The 18,379-nt window shown below is 67.1% G+C and carries 21 protein-coding genes and 1 riboswitch; of the genes, 8 read left to right on the top strand and 13 right to left on the bottom strand.

Annotation, left to right across the window (positions count from 1 at the left end; genetic code table 11):
- Positions 1-56 precede the first annotated feature (56 nt).
- The 4 genes from G7071_RS17060 (at position 57) to G7071_RS17045 (ending at position 4,042) form a co-directional block, all read left to right on the top strand.
- Positions 57-263, top strand: a complete 207-nt coding sequence (locus G7071_RS17060) for a hypothetical protein (RefSeq protein ID WP_166320578.1) — start codon at positions 57-59, stop codon at positions 261-263.
- Positions 264-378: 115 nt separating this feature from the next.
- Positions 379-537, top strand: a riboswitch (cyclic di-AMP (ydaO/yuaA leader).
- Positions 538-556: 19 nt separating this feature from the next.
- Positions 557-1,549, top strand: coding sequence for a C40 family peptidase (locus tag G7071_RS17055; protein WP_246210111.1), 993 nt, complete (start codon positions 557-559; stop codon positions 1,547-1,549).
- 10 nt (positions 1,550-1,559) lie between these two features.
- A complete protein-coding gene (locus tag G7071_RS17050; protein ID WP_166320577.1) occupies positions 1,560-2,801 on the top strand; it encodes a hypothetical protein in 1,242 nt (413 codons plus the stop codon).
- Positions 2,801-4,042: a M48 family metallopeptidase gene (locus G7071_RS17045; RefSeq protein ID WP_166320576.1), complete on the top strand. Its 1,242-nt coding sequence runs from the start codon at positions 2,801-2,803 to the stop codon at positions 4,040-4,042. The genes G7071_RS17050 and G7071_RS17045 overlap by 1 nt, the downstream gene beginning before the upstream one ends.
- 60 nt (positions 4,043-4,102) lie before the next feature.
- Here the strand turns inward: G7071_RS17045 and G7071_RS17040 are convergent, their stop codons facing one another.
- The 7 genes from G7071_RS17040 to G7071_RS17010 all read right to left on the bottom strand — a co-directional run bounded on the left by G7071_RS17040 (position 4,103) and on the right by G7071_RS17010 (position 7,549).
- Positions 4,103-4,279 (bottom strand): Flp family type IVb pilin, encoded by a 177-nt coding sequence (locus G7071_RS17040; protein ID WP_166320575.1) that lies wholly within the window; start codon positions 4,277-4,279, stop codon positions 4,103-4,105.
- Positions 4,280-4,358: 79 nt separating this feature from the next.
- Positions 4,359-4,517 (bottom strand): Flp family type IVb pilin, encoded by a 159-nt coding sequence (locus G7071_RS17035; RefSeq protein ID WP_166320574.1) that lies wholly within the window; start codon positions 4,515-4,517, stop codon positions 4,359-4,361.
- 80 nt (positions 4,518-4,597) lie between these two features.
- The gene (locus tag G7071_RS17030; RefSeq protein WP_166320572.1) at positions 4,598-4,774 is read right to left on the bottom strand and encodes a Flp family type IVb pilin; all 177 of its coding nucleotides are present in this window, start codon (positions 4,772-4,774) and stop codon (positions 4,598-4,600) included.
- Between the two features lie 279 nt (positions 4,775-5,053).
- Positions 5,054-5,212 carry a Flp family type IVb pilin gene (locus G7071_RS17025; protein ID WP_166320573.1) on the bottom strand — a complete coding sequence of 53 codons (159 nt, stop codon included), beginning with the start codon at positions 5,210-5,212 and terminating at the stop codon, positions 5,054-5,056.
- Between the two features lie 80 nt (positions 5,213-5,292).
- Entirely contained in the window at positions 5,293-5,469 is a 177-nt protein-coding gene (locus tag G7071_RS17020; protein WP_166320572.1) for a Flp family type IVb pilin, read from the bottom strand.
- A gap of 176 nt (positions 5,470-5,645) precedes the next feature.
- Complete coding sequence (locus G7071_RS17015) at positions 5,646-6,293, bottom strand: response regulator transcription factor (RefSeq protein ID WP_246210110.1); 648 nt, start codon at positions 6,291-6,293, stop codon at positions 5,646-5,648.
- A complete protein-coding gene (locus G7071_RS17010; protein WP_166320571.1) occupies positions 6,290-7,549 on the bottom strand; it encodes a sensor histidine kinase in 1,260 nt (419 codons plus the stop codon). Before G7071_RS17010 ends, G7071_RS17015 begins: the two co-directional genes overlap by 4 nt.
- A gap of 40 nt (positions 7,550-7,589) precedes the next feature.
- On the opposite strand from G7071_RS17010, the gene G7071_RS17005 reads away from it, so the two are divergent.
- On the top strand, positions 7,590-7,853 hold the full coding sequence (locus G7071_RS17005; RefSeq protein WP_166320570.1) for a hypothetical protein: 264 nt from the start codon (positions 7,590-7,592) through the stop codon (positions 7,851-7,853).
- 39 nt (positions 7,854-7,892) lie between these two features.
- Here the strand turns inward: G7071_RS17005 and G7071_RS17000 are convergent, their stop codons facing one another.
- The 6 genes from G7071_RS17000 to G7071_RS16975 form a co-directional block, all read right to left on the bottom strand.
- Positions 7,893-8,780 (bottom strand): type II secretion system F family protein, encoded by an 888-nt coding sequence (locus G7071_RS17000; protein WP_166320569.1) that lies wholly within the window; start codon positions 8,778-8,780, stop codon positions 7,893-7,895.
- A gap of 3 nt (positions 8,781-8,783) precedes the next feature.
- Complete coding sequence (locus G7071_RS16995) at positions 8,784-10,574, bottom strand: type II secretion system F family protein (RefSeq protein WP_166320568.1); 1,791 nt, start codon at positions 10,572-10,574, stop codon at positions 8,784-8,786.
- A 119-nt stretch (positions 10,575-10,693) separates the two neighbouring features.
- Positions 10,694-12,046 carry a TadA family conjugal transfer-associated ATPase gene (locus G7071_RS16990; protein ID WP_246210109.1) on the bottom strand — a complete coding sequence of 451 codons (1,353 nt, stop codon included), beginning with the start codon at positions 12,044-12,046 and terminating at the stop codon, positions 10,694-10,696.
- A 202-nt stretch (positions 12,047-12,248) separates the two neighbouring features.
- On the bottom strand, positions 12,249-13,481 hold the full coding sequence (locus tag G7071_RS16985) for a CpaE/TadZ family protein (RefSeq protein WP_166320566.1): 1,233 nt from the start codon (positions 13,479-13,481) through the stop codon (positions 12,249-12,251).
- Positions 13,478-14,251: a Flp pilus assembly protein CpaB gene (cpaB, locus tag G7071_RS16980; RefSeq protein ID WP_166320565.1), complete on the bottom strand. Its 774-nt coding sequence runs from the start codon at positions 14,249-14,251 to the stop codon at positions 13,478-13,480. Before cpaB ends, G7071_RS16985 begins: the two co-directional genes overlap by 4 nt.
- Before the next feature lie 230 nt (positions 14,252-14,481).
- Positions 14,482-16,278, bottom strand: a complete 1,797-nt coding sequence (locus G7071_RS16975; protein WP_166320564.1) for an AMP-dependent synthetase/ligase — start codon at positions 16,276-16,278, stop codon at positions 14,482-14,484.
- 88 nt (positions 16,279-16,366) lie between these two features.
- Here G7071_RS16975 and G7071_RS16970 point away from each other — a divergent pair, with 88 nt between their 5' ends.
- Genes G7071_RS16970 through G7071_RS16960 form a run of 3 tightly spaced genes read left to right on the top strand, consistent with a single transcriptional unit; the run spans position 16,367 to position 18,377 of the window.
- On the top strand, positions 16,367-16,804 hold the full coding sequence (locus G7071_RS16970; RefSeq protein ID WP_166320563.1) for an SRPBCC family protein: 438 nt from the start codon (positions 16,367-16,369) through the stop codon (positions 16,802-16,804).
- Between the two features lie 17 nt (positions 16,805-16,821).
- Positions 16,822-17,991, top strand: coding sequence for an ArsA family ATPase (locus G7071_RS16965; RefSeq protein ID WP_166320562.1), 1,170 nt, complete (start codon positions 16,822-16,824; stop codon positions 17,989-17,991).
- Positions 17,988-18,377, top strand: coding sequence for a hypothetical protein (locus tag G7071_RS16960; RefSeq protein WP_166320561.1), 390 nt, complete (start codon positions 17,988-17,990; stop codon positions 18,375-18,377). The genes G7071_RS16965 and G7071_RS16960 overlap by 4 nt, the downstream gene beginning before the upstream one ends.
- The last annotated feature ends 2 nt before the right edge of the window (positions 18,378-18,379 follow it).

Below are 18,379 nucleotides of genomic sequence, written 5' to 3'. Positions count from 1 at the left end.
CGCGACGTCGAGTCGGCCGACTCTCGTTGTCGGTGCCCACTGTCACGCTGATCGTCATGACGACACGAATCGATTGCGACAGCTGCCTCGTGCGGGGGCTGGCATGCCACGACTGTGTGGTGACGGTGCTTCTCGGGCCGCCACCGGAGCTCACCTTCGACGATGACGAGCGCCGCGCGCTGGAAGCGCTGGCCGCAGGGGGACTCGTGCCGCCGCTGCGTCTCGTCCAGCCTCTGGCCGGCCCGGAGACGGAGTCGGCCTGACGTGTGCCGACACGTGGACGACTTTGTGGGACGTTGATTGGCGAGGGCCCCGGCGTCGGTCTAGGGTGAGCCCTGGCGTTCGTGGAAGTGGGCCACCGGGTCCGCGCGAACGCCGCGTCGAGTTCGGCCTTGCTGCGCTGGGGGCCGGAGCCGGGGAACCACTTCCCCATCTGGGGTGAATCGTCACCGAGGGCGTGCGCTTGCGCATGACGGAGGAGGCGTAGGGCCACGTCGTGCCCGAACCCGTCAGCTCACCCGGTAGACGTACGACAAACAAGGGAGAACCCCCGCTCGTGAATCACGACCGGATGCGGATCGGCGGCGCGCTGCTGACAACCGCTGCCATCGCCTGCCTCGGACTCGTCCCGCTCGCACCCGCCCAGGCCGAGCCCGACATCAAGGACGTCAAGGCGAAGGTCGAGCGGCTCTACCACGAGGCCGAACAGGCCTCCGAGCGCTACAACGACGCCAAGCTCGACCTCGACGAGCTGCGCAAGGACCTCGCCGCCGTGCGTGCCGACGAGCGTCGTCAGAGCGACCGCCTCGACGCCGTGCGTGAGGACGTGGCTGACTCCGTCCTGCGAGGGTTCCAGGGCGAGTCCATCTCGACCGTCGGCCAGGTCGTCGTCGCCGACGACCCGGCCGCCTTCCTCGGCCAGCTCTCGACCATGTCGGGCTTCAACGCCCTGCAGGACAACATGTTCAATGCCTACGCCACCGAGCTCGACGCCCTCGACCTCCGCCGGCAGGCCACCGCCGAGCGAGCCGCCGAGATCGCTGAGACTGCCGAGCGGCTCGAGGCCGAGAAGTCCACGATCGACGAACGGCTGGGTGCTGCCGAAGACCTGCTGGACGACCTCGAGGCGGAGGAGCGCGAGCGCCTTCTCAGCCCCTCACGCTCCAGCACCAGCCGGGTCCCGGCCTCCGTCCCGGCGTCCGGTCGAGCAGCCGCTGCCGTCGGCTATGCAATGGCCCAGGTCGGTGACGCCTATGTCTACGGCGCGGTCGGCGAGAGCGCCTTCGACTGCTCGGGTCTGACGATGCGAGCCTGGGGCGCGGCGGGGGTCGGTCTCCCGCACTCCTCGAGCGCGCAGTTCAGTTCCGGGCCGCGCGTCTCGGCCAGTGCCCTTCAGCCGGGCGACCTGGTGTTCTACTACACGCCGATCAGCCACGTCGGGATGTACATCGGAAATGGCCTGATCGTGCATGCGGCCAACCCCAGCACCGGGGTCGCGGTGACCGGGCTCTATTCCATGCCCTACGTCGGTGCGGTCCGCCCTGGCTGACAGTCCGACCGTGAAGGCCGGCTTCCCACGCTCGTGGGTGGCCGGTCTTTCGCTCTTCCTGGGGTTGGTGCTCCTGGCGGTCGTCGTGTGGGTGGCGGCAGGGGACGAGCCCTACCGCGCCGACGTGTCCCGGCGGCCGGCCACGTCGACCGCTGGTGCCGGGGGAGCCGCAGCGACCCTGCAGCAGTGGGTGGAGGCGCTGGAGTCGGGAGACGCGGCCGCGGCCGCGTCGCTGACACCCGAGCAGGACGCACAAGCCGGCCAGGGCGTGGAGGCCATCGTCCGCAATGTCAGAGCGCTGGGGCTGGTGGACCTCTCGGCCAGATACCTCGACGAGGTCGGTGCCATCGGCCCGGACGGCTCCTGGACCGCGGCCGTCGACCTCTCCTGGCGGATCGACGGCTTCGACCAGGAGCCGGCGCAGGCCGAGGTCCTGGTGGACTTCGTCAGTGACGGTGACGGGGTGGCCATCACCAGCGTCGGTGGGGGAGAGGGTGTCTCGCCGATGTGGCTGGGGTCGCCCCTCGCCGTACGCCGTGCCCCGGGAACGCTGGTAATGGCGCAGGGTGCCGACCGGGCACGCGCGGCGCGGGACTACCTCGCTCGCGTCCAGCGGGCGATCCCGGTCGTCAGGCGAGTGCTGCCGCAGTGGCGACCCTCCGTCGTCCTGGCCGTCCCGGCGAGCGCGTCCGGGCTGGACGACGCCTTGGGAGTCGCTGACGGGACCTACGACGCGATCGCGGCAGTGACCGCGTCGGCCGACGGTTCCGGGCGGACCGGCGCGCCCGTGCGGGTCTTCGTCAACCCCGAGGTCAGTGGCCGGTTGCGCGGGGCGGGGGCTCAGGTGGTGATCAGCCACGAAGTCGTCCACGTCGCCACCGACGCCAACACGGCCGTGCTCGATCCGTGGCTGCTCGAAGGCTTCGCCGACTATGTCGCGCTGCGTGACGTCGACCTGCCGCTGGACATCACGGCCGCCCGCGCAGCCGCCTCAGTGCGTCGCAACGGTGTGCCGGACCACCTGCCCGGCACCGCGGAGTTCGACCCGTCGGCCGGTGACCTGCAGGCGGCCTACGAGATGGCGTGGTTGGCATGCGTCGAGGTGGCCGCACGAGCCGGGGAAGACGGCCTTGTCACCGTCTATGAGAAAGCTTCCGGAGGCGCTGACACTGCCGAGGCGCTCGCCTCTGTCGGGCTGACCCCGAAGGGGTTGCTCGCTGGCTGGCAGCGCCGGCTCGAGGCGCTGGAGTGATGCTCGCCGGGCGCCTCGCCCGACACCCAGCCCTGGTGGTGACTCTTCTCAGCGCCCTCGGCTTCGTCGTGGTGGCAGCGATCTGGGTGCCCTGGCAGCCGGTGCCCGGGGGAGCGCCCGTCGCCGTACGCCCTGAATCGGTCTTCTCCGCGGACGAGATCGAACGGGCAGAGGACTATGCGTCCTGGGCGCGAGGATGGAGCCTGCTGTCGCTGGCGATCAGCCTCGTGGTGAGCTCGGTCCTGGGTTTCAGTCGCGTGGGTCGTCGGTTGATGAAGCGGCTCCCCGGGCCGTGGTGGATCAAGGTCGTCCTGGGCGTGCTGGCGATCAGCCTCGTGGGACGCCTGGCAACGCTGGCGTGCAGCATCATGCTGCATCGGCACCGGCTTGCGAACGGACTGAGCAACCAGTCGTGGTGGGGCTATGCCCGAGACGTTGCCACGAACGAGCTGATCACCGTCGTCACGACGTCGATCGGGCTGCTCCTCCTCATCGGGGCCGCTCGACGCTGGCCCAGGGTGTGGCCCGCGATCGCGGCCGCCGTTCTGGCGGGTCTCGTGGTGCTGGGCTCATTCATCTACCCCCTTGTCGTGGAGCCCCTCTTCAACAGCTTCACCCCGATGCCCGACGGCGAGCTGCGCTCGGCCGTCATCGACCTTGCCGAGAGGGAGGGGGTCCGAGTCGACGACGTCCTGGTGGCCGATGCATCCCGGCGCACCACGACACTCAACGCCTATGTCTCCGGGTTCGGCGACACCCGCCGGGTCGTTGTCTACGACACTCTCGTGGAGTCGCTTCCCCACGACCAGGCGCTCTCAGTGATCGCTCACGAGGTGGCACACACCGCCAACGACGACGTCGTGGTCGGCACAGCTCTGGGGGCGCTCGGGGCTGCAGCCGGAGTGGGACTGCTGGGCCTGCTGCTGTCGGGGCGTGCCGGGCGTCGCCACCCGGTGAGCGACCCAGGCGCTGTGCCGCTCGTGCTGGCGCTGGTGGTCCTGGCGACGCTGGCGACCAGCCCGCTGCAGAACGCGATCAGCCGACGGGTCGAGACCCGGGCCGACGTGGTCGCGCTGGAGGCGACGCGCGATGCTGACGCGTTCGTCGAGATGCAGCGGGCGCTTGCTCTGAGGTCGCTGGCCGACCCGACCCCGCCCGCCTGGATGCACTGGTGGTGGGGAAGTCACCCGGTCACGCTCGAGCGGATCGCCTTGGCCCGGCACATGGGTGCTCGCGAGTGAGGGGTAACAAACGACGGTGGCCGGCGCCTCCACAGGGGGCCCGGCCACCGCTCGTGTCGATCAGAGCTTGTCGGTGATCGAGGTGAAGGCGGTGTTGATCTGGCCGCCGAGTAGCAGGACGGTGGCGATGATCACGGCGGCGATGAGCGCGACGAGCAGGCCGTACTCAACAGCGGTCGCGCCCTCTTCGTTGTCGTCGCGGCCGGTGATCATGAAGGTGATGAACTTCTCGAGCATGTGATTTCTCCCTGGTCAGTTGTTGGGTGGAGGGCCGTGTGACGGTGGCGCCGGGTATCGGCCGCGAGTCATGGCGATGTCAAGGCCACCACTGAATGGTAAAGAGTTGCCCGACGCTTGTCCCGAAAATGGTCACAATGACGAAGATGAGGCCGGCGACCATGGAAATCAGCAGGGCATACTCGACGGCGCTTACGCCGGTTTCGGCGTGGCTCCTGCGCCTGGGCTGATCGGCCATGGCTGTTGCCTTTCTCGGTGACGGGGAAATGCGAATGGCCGGGACCCCGAGAGGGGTTCCGGCCATTCGTCTTGTCTTGATCAGAGCTTGGTGGTGATGGAGTTGAAGGCGGTGTTGATCTGGCCGCCGAGGAGGAGGACGGTGGCGATGATCACGGCGGCGATGAGCGCGACGAGCAGGCCGTACTCAACAGCGGTGGCGCCCTCTTCGTTGTCGTCGCGGCCGGTGATCATGAAGGTGATGAACTTCTCGAGCATGTGTTTCCCCTTGAAGGTGTGGAAGTCAGGTTTCGGGTCCCGGGGGAGCCCGGTAAGAAGAATTCTGCCGGAAGGGCTCGATCGACGAATCGGGTGATCGGCTCGATGCCCGTAGTTCCTTCTGACTAGCCAGATCCTGCCTGATTGGCACCGAAAACCATCGCCGGGTCCTCACCAGGAGGACCCGGCCGACGAGGGCAAGCTACACACCTGGCTGGTGATCTCGGTGGGTAAAGCCTCATCAGTCGCTGAGCGAACCATGACAGACGCTTGGAGCGGTCACGGCCACCACTGAATGGTGAAGAGTTGCCCGACGCTTGTCCCGAAAATGGTCACAATGACGAAGATGAGGCCGGCGACCATGGAAATCAGCAGGGCATACTCGACGGCGCTTGCGCCGGTTTCGGCGTGGCTCCTGCGCCTGGGCTGATCGGCCATGGCTGTTGCCTTTCTCGGTGACGGGGAAATGCGAATGGCCGGGACCCCGAGAGGGGTTCCGGCCATTCGTCTTGTCTTGATCAGAGCTTGGTGGTGATGGAGTTGAAGGCGGTGTTGATCTGGCCGCCGAGGAGGAGGACGGTGGCGATGATCACGGCGGCGATGAGCGCGACGAGCAGGCCGTACTCAACAGCGGTGGCGCCCTCTTCGTTGTCGTCGCGGCCGGTGATCATGAAGGTGATGAACTTCTCGAGCATGTGTTTCCCCTTGAAGGTGTGGAAGTCAGGTTTCGGGTCCCGGGGGAGCCCGGTAGGAAGAATTCTGCCGGAAGGGCTCGATCGACGAATCGGGTGATCGGCTCGATGCCCGTAGTTCCTTCTGACTAGCCAGACCATGCCCCTTGGACTGGACCATCTGGCCCACCTGTGTGGGGTCAGAAGCGCTGGGGCCCCAAGTGGTCCAGGAGGCCCATTCGCATGGCGGTCACGAGGGCTTGGGCCCGGTTGGCCGCCCCGAGCTTCTGGTAGATGTGCGTGATGTGGGTCTTCGCCGTCGACTCGCTGAGGAACAGCTTCGCTGCGATCTCGCCGGTGCCGAGACCGTCGGCCAGCAGTCCGAGGACTTCGCCCTCACGAGTCGACAGAGACGGGGGAGAAGGAGAGCTGGTGCGACGCATCATCGCGGCTGCCAGACCGGCGCACAGGAAGGTTCGTGGTGCGACGGCGGCATGCTTGGCGGCACTCACCACTTCTGTGGCCTTGCGGTCCTTGCCGACGAAGGCGGACGCTCCTGCCTCCATTGCCGCGAAGATCTGGTCGTCGCCGGCATGCATGGTCAGCACCACCGCACCGACGGTGTTGCTAGTCGCTCGAAGTCCGCGCACGATGTCGAGCCCGTGACCGTCGGGAAGCTGCAGGTCGGTGACGACCACGTCGGGGTCCAGGTCGGCGAAGCACCGGAGCCCCTCTGCCACGGTGCCGGCTTGCCCCACCACTGTCATGTCGTCGTCTCGCTCGAAGGCGCGGGCCAGGCCTTGGCGGATCAGCTCGTGGTCGTCAACGAGGAGCACTGTGGTCGTCACGTGTGGCGGTCCTTTTCCAACGGTAGCGACCCGGTGTTCGAGAGCGACACGATCGTGCCACCGCCCGGTCGGGAGCCAATGGTAAGGCAGGCGCCGATGCGTTCTGCCCTTTCGGTCATGGTCTGCAGCCCCCAGTGCCGCTCCTTCGGCGTGGCATTGCCGATGCCGTCGTCCTCGATGCGCAGTTTCACGTCGACGCCGTCCGACTGGAGGGTCACCCACAGGTTCTCTGCCTGCGCATGCTTGCGGACGTTGCCGATGGCTTCCTGCGCGATCCGCAGCAGCTCTGACTCCATCCACATCGGCAGCGACTGTCCGGACTCGTCCAGCACGAGGTGGACTCGCAGCTCGCTGCCATGGCTGAGCTCTCGAGCGTATTCGGTCAAAGCCGCAGGCAACCGATGCTCCGTGACCTGGTGACGAAGGTCGAAGATGGAGAAGCGCAGCTCCGTCACCACGCGGCTGATCTCGTCGCGCAAGGATGCGGCAAGCGCGCGGATCTCGGGTTCCTCCGAGACGGTCTCGATCTCATCGACCACATAACCGAGCGCGACGATCTCCTGGGCGACTCCGTCGTGCATCTCTCGGGCGATCCGGTTGCGCTCCTCGGCCGTGGCCATGAGTCGCACGTCGTCGAAGAGGACGGCGGTGTCGAGGCGCAGCACGTATTCGTCGGTGATCTCCTGGCCCACAGCCAAGTCTTCGTCCGACCACCCCTTGTCACGGATCAGCAGGACTCGCCCGCGCAGGCCGTCGGCACCGCGCAGCACCAGCTCGGCCAGTTCCGGTGGACGGGTGCCGTTCTGGCGAATCTGGTCGTGGAAGGCACCCAGGGCGAGCCGATCGCCGTGGCAAGCGAGCAACTCGCTCTGTCCGGTTGGCCCGATGGTGAAGACGCCGACCTGCTCGGCGCCGGTCCGGCGGCGCAGGTTGGCTTCGAGCTCGACGGCGAGCTGGACGCTGTCCAGACCAACCCGGCCGCGTTGGGCCAGGTGGTGGAGCTGAGACATCAGCTGGTTGGCCGCGGCGTACGGCGCTTGGCGGGCCTCGATGTCGCGCACCGACCGCAGCTGCCAGCTGGCCAGCATCCCCACGCCGTAGCCGACGAGCAGCCACACCACTGCTCTGCTCAAGAGCTCGATGTCGTCGGCTGCCGAGGAGACGAGCAGCGACGTGATGATGGCGATCGCAGCGACGAAGGTGGCATTGGTCGCGGGCAGGACGCCGAATCGCACGCCCGCCACCGCGGCAGGCACTGCGAGGTAGGCGAAGACGCCCGGCTGCTCGGGCGCAGCCATGAGCACGAGTGCGACGAGCAGGGCTTCGCCGACCGGCAGCCACCTGGTCCTGGCCGTCAGCGTGCCGTACTCCATTGCGCTGGCCACGCCACCGATGAGTCCCAGGGCGGTCAGCGTCGGTGCCACGTCGCTGGTCGCACCCGACCCGATGACGCCCCCCGTCGCGAGCGCCAGTCCGAACACGCGCATGGCGGTCGTGACGCGCCACTGTCTCAACGACAGGATGCTGGTCCTCGAGGAGGCAGCAGTCATACCTGGGTGAACATCTCGATCATGCTGATGGCGGCCGGACCCATCACGATCAAGAACAAGCAGGGCAGGATGAACAGGACGAGGGGATCATGATCCGCACCGGCACCTGCTGGGCCTTCTCCTCGGCACGTTGGCGACGCTTGACCCGCATCTCCGCACTCTGCACCCGCAGCACGCGTCCGATCGGGATGCCGAGGTTGTCGGCCTGCACCATGGCCATGCAGAAGGACTTGAGGTCCTGGATCGATGAGCGCTCAGACATGGCACGCATGGCTTGCGTGCGGCCAACTCCGAGCTGCATCTCCTGGAGCAGACGAGCGAACTCCTCGGAGAGTGGTCCCGTGGTGTTCATGGCCACGCGGCTCACCGCGGAGTCGAAGCCGAGACCGGCCTCGACCGACACCGTGAGTAGGTCGATGGCATCTGGCAGCGAGTTGCGCATCTGCTTGGAGCGCTTCTCGCCAGCGTTGTGCAGCAGGATGTTGGGCAACACGTAGCCCAACGCACCCAGCAGCCCAGCGATGATCACGACCCTGACAACAGGCAGACCAGCGGCCAACAAGTAGAACAGCCCGACCGTGGTGAACGCGATCAGCCCCAAGACCTTGAGGCCGATCAGGCGGCTCACCCCCCAGCCCGGTGGGTTGCCAGCGACATTCAGCCGGTATTGCAGCTTTTCTGCGGTGTCGGCACGCACCAACTTGCGACCTAAGTTCACAAAGCGATCACCCAGCGGGCCGAGGACTCGCTCGGCGAAGGGGCGTTCGAGCTCCTCCTTGCGCATCGAATCGGGAACTGCATTGATTGCCGCGATGGCATCGAGAGAGCGAGACAAGCCGCGCCGCTCGGTGCTGACGACCCCAATGAGACTGAGCATCAGGGTCAACGCGGCGAAGAGCATGCCGGCACCGAGGAGAAGCAACAGAGTTGACGACATGACCTAGACCTCCACCTTCGCCAGCTTTGCCATGGCCCAGCCGCCCATTCCTAGCATGCTTGCCGCCACTCCTAGGATGATCCAACCGACGAAGGTGCTCCACAGCACCTCGATGTAGGCGCGGTTGGCAAAGTAGAGAAAGACTGTGATGAAGACGGGCAGCGCCGTCAGGAGGTATCCGGACAATCGCCCTTCAGCGCTCAGCGCCTTGACCTGGCGGCGGAGGTATTCCCGCTCGCGCAGCGTGTCGGCCACGGTGTGCAGGATCTCGGCCAGGTTTCCACCGACCTCACGCTGGATGCGGATCGCCATCACCACCCATCCGAAGTCGTCGCTCTCCATCCGGCTGCCAATCCCCTCGAGTGCGTCGGTGATGTCGATGCCCAGCCGCTGCTCGACCAGGGCGCGTCGCAGCTCCCCTGCCATGGGCTCGATGCCCTCGCGCACGACTGTGTCGACGGCCTGGGGGAGCGACAGGCCGGCTTGGAGGCCGCCTGCCATCAGGCCGAGGGTCTCGGCAAGCTGGGAGTTGAACGCCGCGAGCCGGCGCTTGTGCCGCCACTTGAGATAGACCCAGGGCAGGACGATCCCGAGGATGAGACCGAGCACCGCGATACCGGGACCCAGCAGTAGGAAGCAGATTGCTGCCGTCCCGATGGCGATGGCGGCGTGCAACAACACCCACTCCGCAGCAGCCAACGCCGAGCCGGCGCCTTCCAGACGGCGAGAGATCTTCGCCTCCAGGTCCTGCCCGACGACCTTGCCGCTCAGCGCCACGGCGCCGTCCTTGAAGGCAGCAGAATCGGAAACCTTGTGCCCACCGCTGTCACCCTCTCCGCCGGCGAAGTAGCCCTCTAGCCGCTTGCTCGCCGATGCCTGGCGGCCCGTGGCGCCGGTCAGCATGAACCACAGCAGTGTGGCTGCGCCCAGGAAGAGCGCACCTGCGCCGGCCAGCATGATGGTGCCGTCGACGAGCGGCGGCTGGACGACTTCGACCTTCGGCCCCTGTGCAACCTGGGTGCCTTCACCGACGTTGACGAACGCAGTGTCGGCATATGTCGCGCCATCGGCAGTGACGGACACGGCGATGTCCGCGTCGCCCGAGACACCCTCGGGCAGGTCGAGTCGCACCAGCAGCTGCCGGGCCAGGGCGTCAGCCTGGTCGGCGAACACCTGGCCCAGGGCTTCGGGATCCGCCGGGATGACCGCGCCGTTGGTGTCCTTAGCCAAAGTCGCGAGAGCGGTTGCCTTCTCGGCGGTGGCGAGTGAGACGACGTCGACAACGACCTCGGACTCGGCCGCAGCAGTCGCCACCTCGTCCAAGGTCGCCAGGCTGCCGGTGTCGGCGCCGTCGGAGAGGAGGAGCAGCGAGCGCGAGCCGTCGGTGCCGACCAGTGCGACGGCCTCGGCAACCGCGTCATAGACATTCGTGCCCTTGTTCAGGGACAGCGACCCGAAGGCCGTCAGGAGGGCAGCCCGGTCGGTCGTGGGGGGAATGCTCGTCCCCACCTCGCCGGCGAAGGGCACCATGCCGATCTCGACGTCTGCGGGTGCAGCGTTGACGAAGGCAGTGACCGCCTGCGCAGCAGCGTCGAACTTGGCGCCACGCATGCTGTTGCTGGCGTCGACGACAAGGATGGTGGAGCGAGAGACCTTGCCGGCAGCGACGGTCGAGACAGCAGCCTCGACGTCGGCCCCGTCGATCTGGACGGAGACCTGGGAGGGATCGACCGCTGCGCCAGGAACCCCATCCACCGAGACGACCATGGAGATCTTGCCGTTGTCCGACTCCACGTGGTCGATCGTGATCTCTTCAACCGCTACAGCGGGAGCGGCCGTCGCAAGGGATGTGACGAACAGCAGCCCGACTACGACGGCGCCACGACGCCAATGTGAGGACGCGCGAGCAGAGTTCACCTGAGGCCGCCAGAGGTGGCAAAGATCGTCGGGTCGACCTTGACCCCGTGGTCGGAGAGACGATCGAGGAAGCGGGGGCGCAATCCCATCGATTTGAGGTCGCCGAGGAACTTGCCGTTCTCGTCGGTGCCTGCGTGGTAGTCGAACATGAACACGTCCTGGGTGGTGACGATGTCACCTTCCATGCCGACGATCTCGGTGATGGCGGTGATCCGGCGCGTGCCGTCCTTGAGCCGGGTCTGCTGGATGATGAGGTCCACCGCACTGGCGACCTGCTCGCGGATGGCCCGGACCGGGAGGTCCATCCCCGCCATCAGCACCATCGTCTCGAGTCGGGCGAGAGCGTCTCGCGGCGTGTTGGCGTGCAGGGTCGAGATGGACCCGTCGTGACCGGTGTTCATCGCCTGGAGCATGTCGAGCGCTGCGGCGTCGCGGATCTCACCGACGACGATCCGGTCGGGTCGCATACGCAGAGAGTTCTTCACGAGGTCGCGGATGGTCACGGCGCCCTTGCCCTCGATGTTGGGCGGACGGGACTCCAGGCGGAGCACGTGGTCCTGGTGCAGTCGGAGCTCCGCCGCGTCCTCGATGGTCACGATTCGCTCGTCGTGGGGGATGAACGACGACAAGACGTTGAGCGTCGTGGTCTTCCCGGCACCCGTTCCTCCCGAGACCAGGATGTTCAGGCGACCCTTGACACAGGCGGCCAGCAGCTCTGCGGCAGCCCGCGACAGGGAGCCGAAGTTGATCAGGTCCTCGACGGTGAGCGGGTCCTCGGAGAACTTTCGGATCGTGAGCTTGGAGCCGTCGAGCGCCAGCGGCGGGATGATCGCGTTGACGCGGCTGCCGTCAGGCAGACGGGCGTCGACCATCGGACTGGTCTCGTCGACACGTCGGCCGATCTTGCTGACGATCTTGTCGATCGTGCGGCGCAGGTGGGCCTCGTCGGCGAACTGGGCGTCGGTCTTGACGAGCTTGCCGTTCTCCTCGACATAGATGCTGTCGAAGGAGTTGACCATGACTTCGGACAGGTCACCACTGCGTAGGAGGGGCTCGAGCGGCCCATAGCCGAGGATGTCGTCGGCGATCTCCTGTGAGACCCGGGCACGATCGACGGAGGACATGGGCTGGTCTGCGTCGGCGAGCGCGTTCTGAAGCGCCACGTGGACCTGCTGCTCCAGCTCGGACTGTGTGATGTGGGCGTCGTAGAGCTTCGGTCCGAGGGCTTCGACTAGCTGGGCGTGCACGACTCGCTTGACCTCGGCGAAGGCGTCGCGACCCGTGGAGGCCGTGGCCCGGCTGGCGGTCAGCTTGGTCAGGGCGGCGGTGCCGGTGCCGGGAGACGTCACGGAGCTCGACGCGGACGCGTTGTGCGTCGCAGCGACCGGGGGTGTGGCTGCATGAGGTGTCGCTGCAGGGGCAGCTGGTGCGGGCGGTGCCGTTGCCACTGGGGCGGCAGTGGTTGGCGGGGTCGGCTGGCCCGGAGCTGCGTCACCCTCGCGAGGTGAACGGGCGCGTTGGGCGGCGGCGATTCTGTCGCTGAGACTCATGTCAGCCCCTCCTGAGGCGAAGACGCGATCCGGCGGACTTGTGGCCCGCCGAGGTCGATGCGTCACTCGGGATGAACGACGCGGCGAAGGTAGAGATGGCTTTGCTGTTGGGGTGTGCGGGGAACGCCCGGACGAGGGCTTCACCACGGTTGACGGCCGAGAGGACCTCTCGGCTGGAGACGAGCGAGATATCGGACTTGAGACCCAGCGTCGACTCGAACTCGTCGATGGTCAGGCCCACCTTGCCGTCGGCCCGGTTCAGGACAAACTTCCAGATGTCGCGCGGGAAGTTGAGCAGGTCGAGGGTCGTGGTGGCGAGCTTGAGCCCCTTCAGGGCCGGGATGTCCAGGGTTGCCACGAGGATGATGACGTCGGTGCGGTCCAGTGCCGTCAAGGCGTTGTCGTCGAACACCCCTGAGGTGTCGACCACCACGAAGTCGAACATCGCCTTGAGGGTGTCGATCATCCGTCCGATGTCGTCGGCCGTGGCATGGTCGGGGGAGTCGAGGCGCACGGGCGCGGCAACCACCGAGAGCCGGTCCGAGTGCTTGGTCAGGATGGAGCTGATCGCCGTCTCGTCGATGATGCCGTTGAAGGCGACCAGGTCGTTGATCGTGCGATGTGGCGTCAGCTGGAGCATGATCGCCACGTCGCCGCTGTTGACGTCGAGGTCGATCAGGCACACCCGCTGACCGGCATCACACAGGGCCATGGCGGTGTTGACGGCGAGCAGGCTCTTGCCCACCCCGCCCTTCGTCGAGAACACGGTCAAGACCTTGCCCTTGGGCGCGTCCGCTGCTGCCTGGGCCGCAGCAGCCTTGGCGGCCACTTCGGCCACTGCCTCGGTCACGGCCGCCTTGGACTCGCTCTCCATGGCCCGGGCGATCTCGCTCGCCACGGAGCGCGCCCGGTGCACCGCGGTCGTGATGCCGGCCAGGTCGCTCGCCTCCACGACCTCGCGCATGCCGCTGCGAAGGGCAGTCGCAAGAACGTCGTGGTCGATGAACGGGCGGAGCAGGATCACCCCGAGGTCGGGCCTGTTGATGCGTGCCCACTTGGCGAAGTCGGTGGAGACGTCCATGGGCACGGAGGGACCGATGACGACGGCAAACTCGTGCGGGTTGGCCGCGATGTGCTCATGGAGAGCCTCCACCGTGTTCACGGCGATGGACCCGTGCAGCATGGTCTGCACGATCGCGAGCTGCCCGAGGTCGGGCTCGAGGATCGCGGTCACGGCGCAGTCGCAGCGATCTCGGGCATCAGGTCCTTGGCCGTGACGCCGGGCTGGTCGGACACCTTCGTGTTCTTGTTCAACAGTGCGAAGGAGACATCACCGTTGCGGGAGGCGTAGATGACTTTTTCCGCCTCCTTCTGGTTGACCGCTACCGTCAGGATCGTCCGGGGCACCTGTTCGGTCACGGCTGCCCCCTCCTCGGTGGTGGTGGTCTTCGCTGACACACTTGTCGTCCCCACCCCGATCACCTGGACCTTCGGCAGCAGAAGTCGCGTGTAGGGAGTGGCCGCAGCGGGGCCGCCGGGCAGAGCAAGTACGGCTTCAGCGGAGACAAAGATGGCCACCTGGGAGCCGGGGTTCACGAACCCTGCGACTCGAGCAGGGTCGGTGAGTTCCACCGACACGGCCAGTTTGTCGTCGGGGATGACCAAGCTGTCGACATCGCTGAGGCTGCCGAACTTGGCGGCGAGGATCTGCTCGCCTGGATAGATCGTCCCCATCGCAACGGCGTCGGCGATCGAACTGGTGGAGGTCAATGAGCCTTCGACCACGTCGTCGCGCCGGACGGATGTCGTCTCGAACTTGCCTGCCTCTTGGGCCTCGGCAACACCCTCGCCGATCTCGATGGTGCCCGAGGCGGTGAGAACCTCAACCATCTCCTGACCCTCGGTGGCCCGCGCATCGATGCCCTTGACGTAGAGCACGATCATGGCCGTGCCAAGCAGCGCGATCAACGCGGCGACGATGAGGAGAACAGTGCGGCGAGCCATGGGGCGTTCCTTCGCAGTCAGAGAATCCAAGGGGGTTTCATCTGGGGGTGCTCAGGGCGACCGGTGGGCCATGATCTGACCGCAGGTGCCTGGGGTGGACCCAGATTCCGCCCCAACCAAGGAATCTAGGGGCTGCGCGGCAGGGCCGGAGGCTAAACCGAACAAACCGCCCAGAGGAGTGTCGACACCACCCGAAATGACTATGGCCACCCTCGTCCGTTCAGTCAGGGTCAGCTGAGGTAGAGGTCCTCGACGTCTTGTCGGAACTCGCGCATCACGACGTTGCGCTTGAGCTTGAGGCTGGGTGTCAGCTGTCCGCTCTCCTCGGTCCACTCATCGGGAAGGATCGTGAACTTGCGGATGGCCTCTGCCTTCGAGACCGCGTTGTTGGCCTCGTCCACCGCAGCCTGGATCTCGGCCACGAGGTCTGGGTCCTCGAGGTTCTTCCCGATCGAGTGGGGCTTTGAGTGCGAGTCAGCCCAGGCAGGGAACGACTCGCGATCGAGGGTGATGAGCGCGGCGATGAAGGGCTGGCCGTCACCGACGACCATGCACTGGTCGATGAGCGGGTGCGCGCGCAGCCGGTCCTCCAGCACGGCCGGGGCGACGTTCTTGCCGCCCGCGGTCACGAGGATCTCCTTCTTGCGACCAGTGACCTTGACGAAGCCCTCGTCGTCGACCTCACCGACATCGCCCGTGCGCAACCAGCCGCCGTCGACGAAGGCCTCCGCCGTGGCCGGCTCGTTGTCCCAGTATCCGCCGAAGACCTGTCCGCCCCGGAACAGCAGCTCGCCGTCGTCAGCGACGCGCACGGTGGTGCCGGGGAGGGGACGGCCGACGGTGCCGATCTTCTGTGTGTCGGGGAGGTTGACCGTCAGGGCGCCAGTGGTCTCGGTGAGGCCGTATCCCTCGAGCACGGTGACTCCGATGCCTCGGTAGAAGTGGCCGAGCCGCTCACCCAGGGGAGCACCACCGGACACGGCGTAGGTGCAAGCCCCTCCGAGGGCGGTCCGCAGCTTGGCGTAGACGAGCTTGTCGAACACTGAGTGCTGGGCGCGCACCCGGAGGGGGATCCTGCCCTTGTCCTGTGCCCTCGAGTGGGCAATGGCGACCTGGGCGGCGCGGTCGAAGATGTGGCCCCGCCCGTCCGCGGTCGCCCGCTGCGAGGCGGTGTTGAACACCTTTTCGAAGACCCTGGGGACGGCGAGGATGAAGGTCGGACGGAAGTCCTCGAGGTCGGACAGGAGCGTCTTGATGTCATGGCTGTGGCCCAGGCGCACCCGCTGCTTGATGGCGCCGACCTGGATGATCCGGGCGAAGACGTGGGCCAGTGGCAGGAACAGCAGTGTCGACGCCCCGTCAGTCTTGAACAGGACGTCGAGCTCGTGCGTGGCGACGCCGAGCTCGAACATGAAGTTGCCGTGGGTGAGTTGACAGCCCTTGGGTCGCCCGGTGGTGCCGCTGGTGTAGATGATCGTCGCAAGCGCTGAGGGCCCGAAGGACCTGCGGCGCTCCTCCAACACCTCGTCGGCGATGTCGTCGCCGAGCCGGCTGAGGATTCCGACGGCGTTGTCATCGATCGACCAGACGTGGTTGAGATCGCTGCCGCTGCCGCTGTCGCGGGCCTGGCGCAGACGGGCGAGGAGCTCGCTGCCCTCGGCCACGACCGCCTTGGCGCGTGAGTCCTGGAGGATCCAGCCGATCTGTTCTGCGGAGGAGGTCTCATAGACGGGCACGGTCACTGCGCCCGCGAACCAGATGGCGTAGTCGAACAGCGTCCACTCATAGCGGGTCTTGGCGATCAGGAGGACCCGGTCGCCGGCTTCGACGCCAGCAGCCATCAGACCCTTGGCGACCGCACTGGCCTCCGCCACGAACTCCGCGGCGGTCACGTCGCTCCACCCGTGCGCCGTACGGCGGCTGAAGAGCACTGCGTCAGGCGCCTGGTGCGCGTGGTCCACCACATCGTCGGTCAGGTTGCCTGTCGCCGCGATCTCGACCGGCAGGGGAGTGGCGAACTCGCGCACGGAGCCTCCTTGTTCGACGTTGTGCGGGCAGGCTATCGCTGCCATGGCGTGCGACTCCCAACCCGTGGGTGTCCGGTAGGGTCGGGTCATGGCCGAACAGACCACGTCCTCGATCGTGATCGATGCCCCGCCTGCGGACGTGATGGCGGTGATCGCCGACTTCGAGGCATATCCGACGTGGGCGAAGGGCGTGAAGACGGCCGACGTGACCGAGCCCGGGGCGGACGGTCGCGCCGAGCAGGTCTACTTCGAGCTCGACGTCTCGCCCATCAAGGACGAATACACCCTCTCCTACGACTGGGACGCCGACCGCAAGGTCTCGTGGACCCTGGTGCAGGGCAAGATGCTCAAGGCTCTCGACGGCTCCTACACGCTGCGCGACCTTGGCAACGGCGCCACCGAGGTGACCTACCGACTGGCGCTGGACGTGTCGATCCCGCTCATCGGCATGCTCAAGCGCAAGGGCGAGAAGATCCTCATCGACACCGCGCTCAAGGGCCTGAAGAAGCACGTCGAGTCGCGCTGAGCGCCGACTCTCGACACGTGCGGATCCTTCTCTTCACCGGCAAGGGCGGGGTCGGCAAGTCCACTGTCGCGGCGGGCACGGCCGCCCTGTCAGCAGCTGCCGGTCAGCGGACGCTGGTCCTGTCCACCGACGCGGCTCACTCGCTCGCGGATGCGTTCGGGGCGTCGGCCGGTCCTGAGCCCACCGAGGTGGCTCCTCGACTGTTCGTGCAACAGGTCGACGCCCAGCTCCGGTTCGAGCAGTCCTGGGCGGAGATCTCCTCCTATCTCCTCCAGGTCCTCGACGTCGCGGGTGTCGACCCGGTCGCCGCCGAGGAGCTCGCAGTCATCCCCGGCGCCGAGGAGGTGCTGGCCCTCCTTGAGCTGCGCGCTCATGCCATCAGCGACGAGTGGGACGTGATCGTCGTCGACTGCGCACCCACCGCCGAGACGTTGCGTCTCCTGGCGCTGCCCGAGGCGCTCGGGTGGTACATGGAGCGGATCTTCCCCGTCGAGCGCCGCATCGTGAAGGCGCTGGGCCCGGTGCTGTCGAGGGCCGCGAAGATGCCGATGCCCGAGGACGCCGTCTTCGGTGCGATAGAGCGACTGCACGCGGAGATGGACGAGGTCCACGACCTGCTCACCGGTCCACGTGCCAGCGTCCGGGTCGTGCTGACCCCCGAGGCGGTCGTGCTGGCCGAGGCTCGCCGCTCCTACACGATGCTCTCCCTCTTCGGCTACCGGGTGGACGGGGTGGTGGTCAACCGCATCTTCCCGACGCAGGAGGCCGACGAGTGGCGGGCAGGCTGGGTCCGGGCACAGACTGCCGTGCTCCAGCAGGTCGAGGAGTCCTTCGCCGGGCTGCCCCTGTGGCGCTCGGTCTATCGCGCCGCCGAGCCGGTCGGGGTCGAGACGCTGCGCGAGCTGGCCGGCGAGATGTATGCCGACGCCGACCCGCTCGCGGTCCCGACCGGTGACGGCCCCTTCCGGATCACCCGCAACCCCGAGGGCGCGGTGCTGCACCTCGCGCTGCCCCATGTCGCACGCGACGAGGTCGACCTGGCGCGACGAGGCGACGAGCTCGTCGTCAGCGTGGCGTCGTATCGTCGCCTCCTCACGCTCCCGCCAGGACTGAGCCGGCACCGCATCGCCGGTGCGCGGGTCGCCAGCGGTGAGCTCCGGGTCAGGTTCGAGGAGGGGGTGTCATGAGCGACGGCGACGAGGCACGGGAGCCTGATGTCGGGACGCTGGCCGACGAGGCGACCAAGCTGCTCGGTGCACTGAGCGGCTGGGCGCGTCAGCACGGTGAGGGCTTCGAGGACGGGTTGAGCGGCGTCGGCGAGCACGTGTCGACAGCAGCTCACAACCTGAACGAGCACCTCGCGACCGGGTCAGCCGAGTGCACCGTGTGTCCGCTCTGCCGCGCGGTGCACACAGTCCGGCACTTGAGCCCGGAGGTCAAGGAGCACCTCGCAGTTGCGGCGACCTCCTTGATTCACGCCGCGGCAGGCATGCTGGAGACACGCCCAGCGCGAAGTGGGAGAGAGCGCGGCGAAGTGGAGCACATCGATCTGGAGGAGACCGACGGAGAATGACC

The organism is Nocardioides piscis (genome assembly GCF_011300215.1).
GTDB classification, from domain to species: Bacteria; Actinomycetota; Actinomycetes; order Propionibacteriales; family Nocardioidaceae; genus Nocardioides; species Nocardioides piscis.
Note: the sequence above shows the minus strand (reverse complement) of the source record. Positions and strands in the feature narration are given on the sequence as shown.

Bases quoted from the DNA above. Each gene is read 5' to 3' on its own strand.
- G7071_RS16970 (WP_166320563.1), top strand. From the start codon at position 16,367: ATGGCCGAACAGACCACGTCCTCGATCGTGATCGATGCCCCGCCTGCG.
- G7071_RS17045 (WP_166320576.1), top strand. From the start codon at position 2,801: ATGCTCGCCGGGCGCCTCGCCCGACACCCAGCCCTGGTGGTGACTCTT.
- cpaB (WP_166320565.1), bottom strand. From the start codon at position 14,251: ATGGCTCGCCGCACTGTTCTCCTCATCGTCGCCGCGTTGATCGCGCTG.
- G7071_RS17025 (WP_166320573.1), bottom strand. From the start codon at position 5,212: ATGGCCGATCAGCCCAGGCGCAGGAGCCACGCCGAAACCGGCGCAAGC.
- G7071_RS17035 (WP_166320574.1), bottom strand. From the start codon at position 4,517: ATGGCCGATCAGCCCAGGCGCAGGAGCCACGCCGAAACCGGCGTAAGC.
- G7071_RS17030 (WP_166320572.1), bottom strand. From the start codon at position 4,774: ATGCTCGAGAAGTTCATCACCTTCATGATCACCGGCCGCGACGACAAC.
- G7071_RS16960 (WP_166320561.1), top strand. From the start codon at position 17,988: ATGAGCGACGGCGACGAGGCACGGGAGCCTGATGTCGGGACGCTGGCC.
- G7071_RS17040 (WP_166320575.1), bottom strand. From the start codon at position 4,279: ATGCTCGAGAAGTTCATCACCTTCATGATCACCGGCCGCGACGACAAC.
- G7071_RS17005 (WP_166320570.1), top strand. From the start codon at position 7,590: ATGAGCACGAGTGCGACGAGCAGGGCTTCGCCGACCGGCAGCCACCTG.
- G7071_RS17020 (WP_166320572.1), bottom strand. From the start codon at position 5,469: ATGCTCGAGAAGTTCATCACCTTCATGATCACCGGCCGCGACGACAAC.
- G7071_RS17000 (WP_166320569.1), bottom strand. From the start codon at position 8,780: ATGTCGTCAACTCTGTTGCTTCTCCTCGGTGCCGGCATGCTCTTCGCC.
- G7071_RS17060 (WP_166320578.1), top strand. From the start codon at position 57: ATGACGACACGAATCGATTGCGACAGCTGCCTCGTGCGGGGGCTGGCA.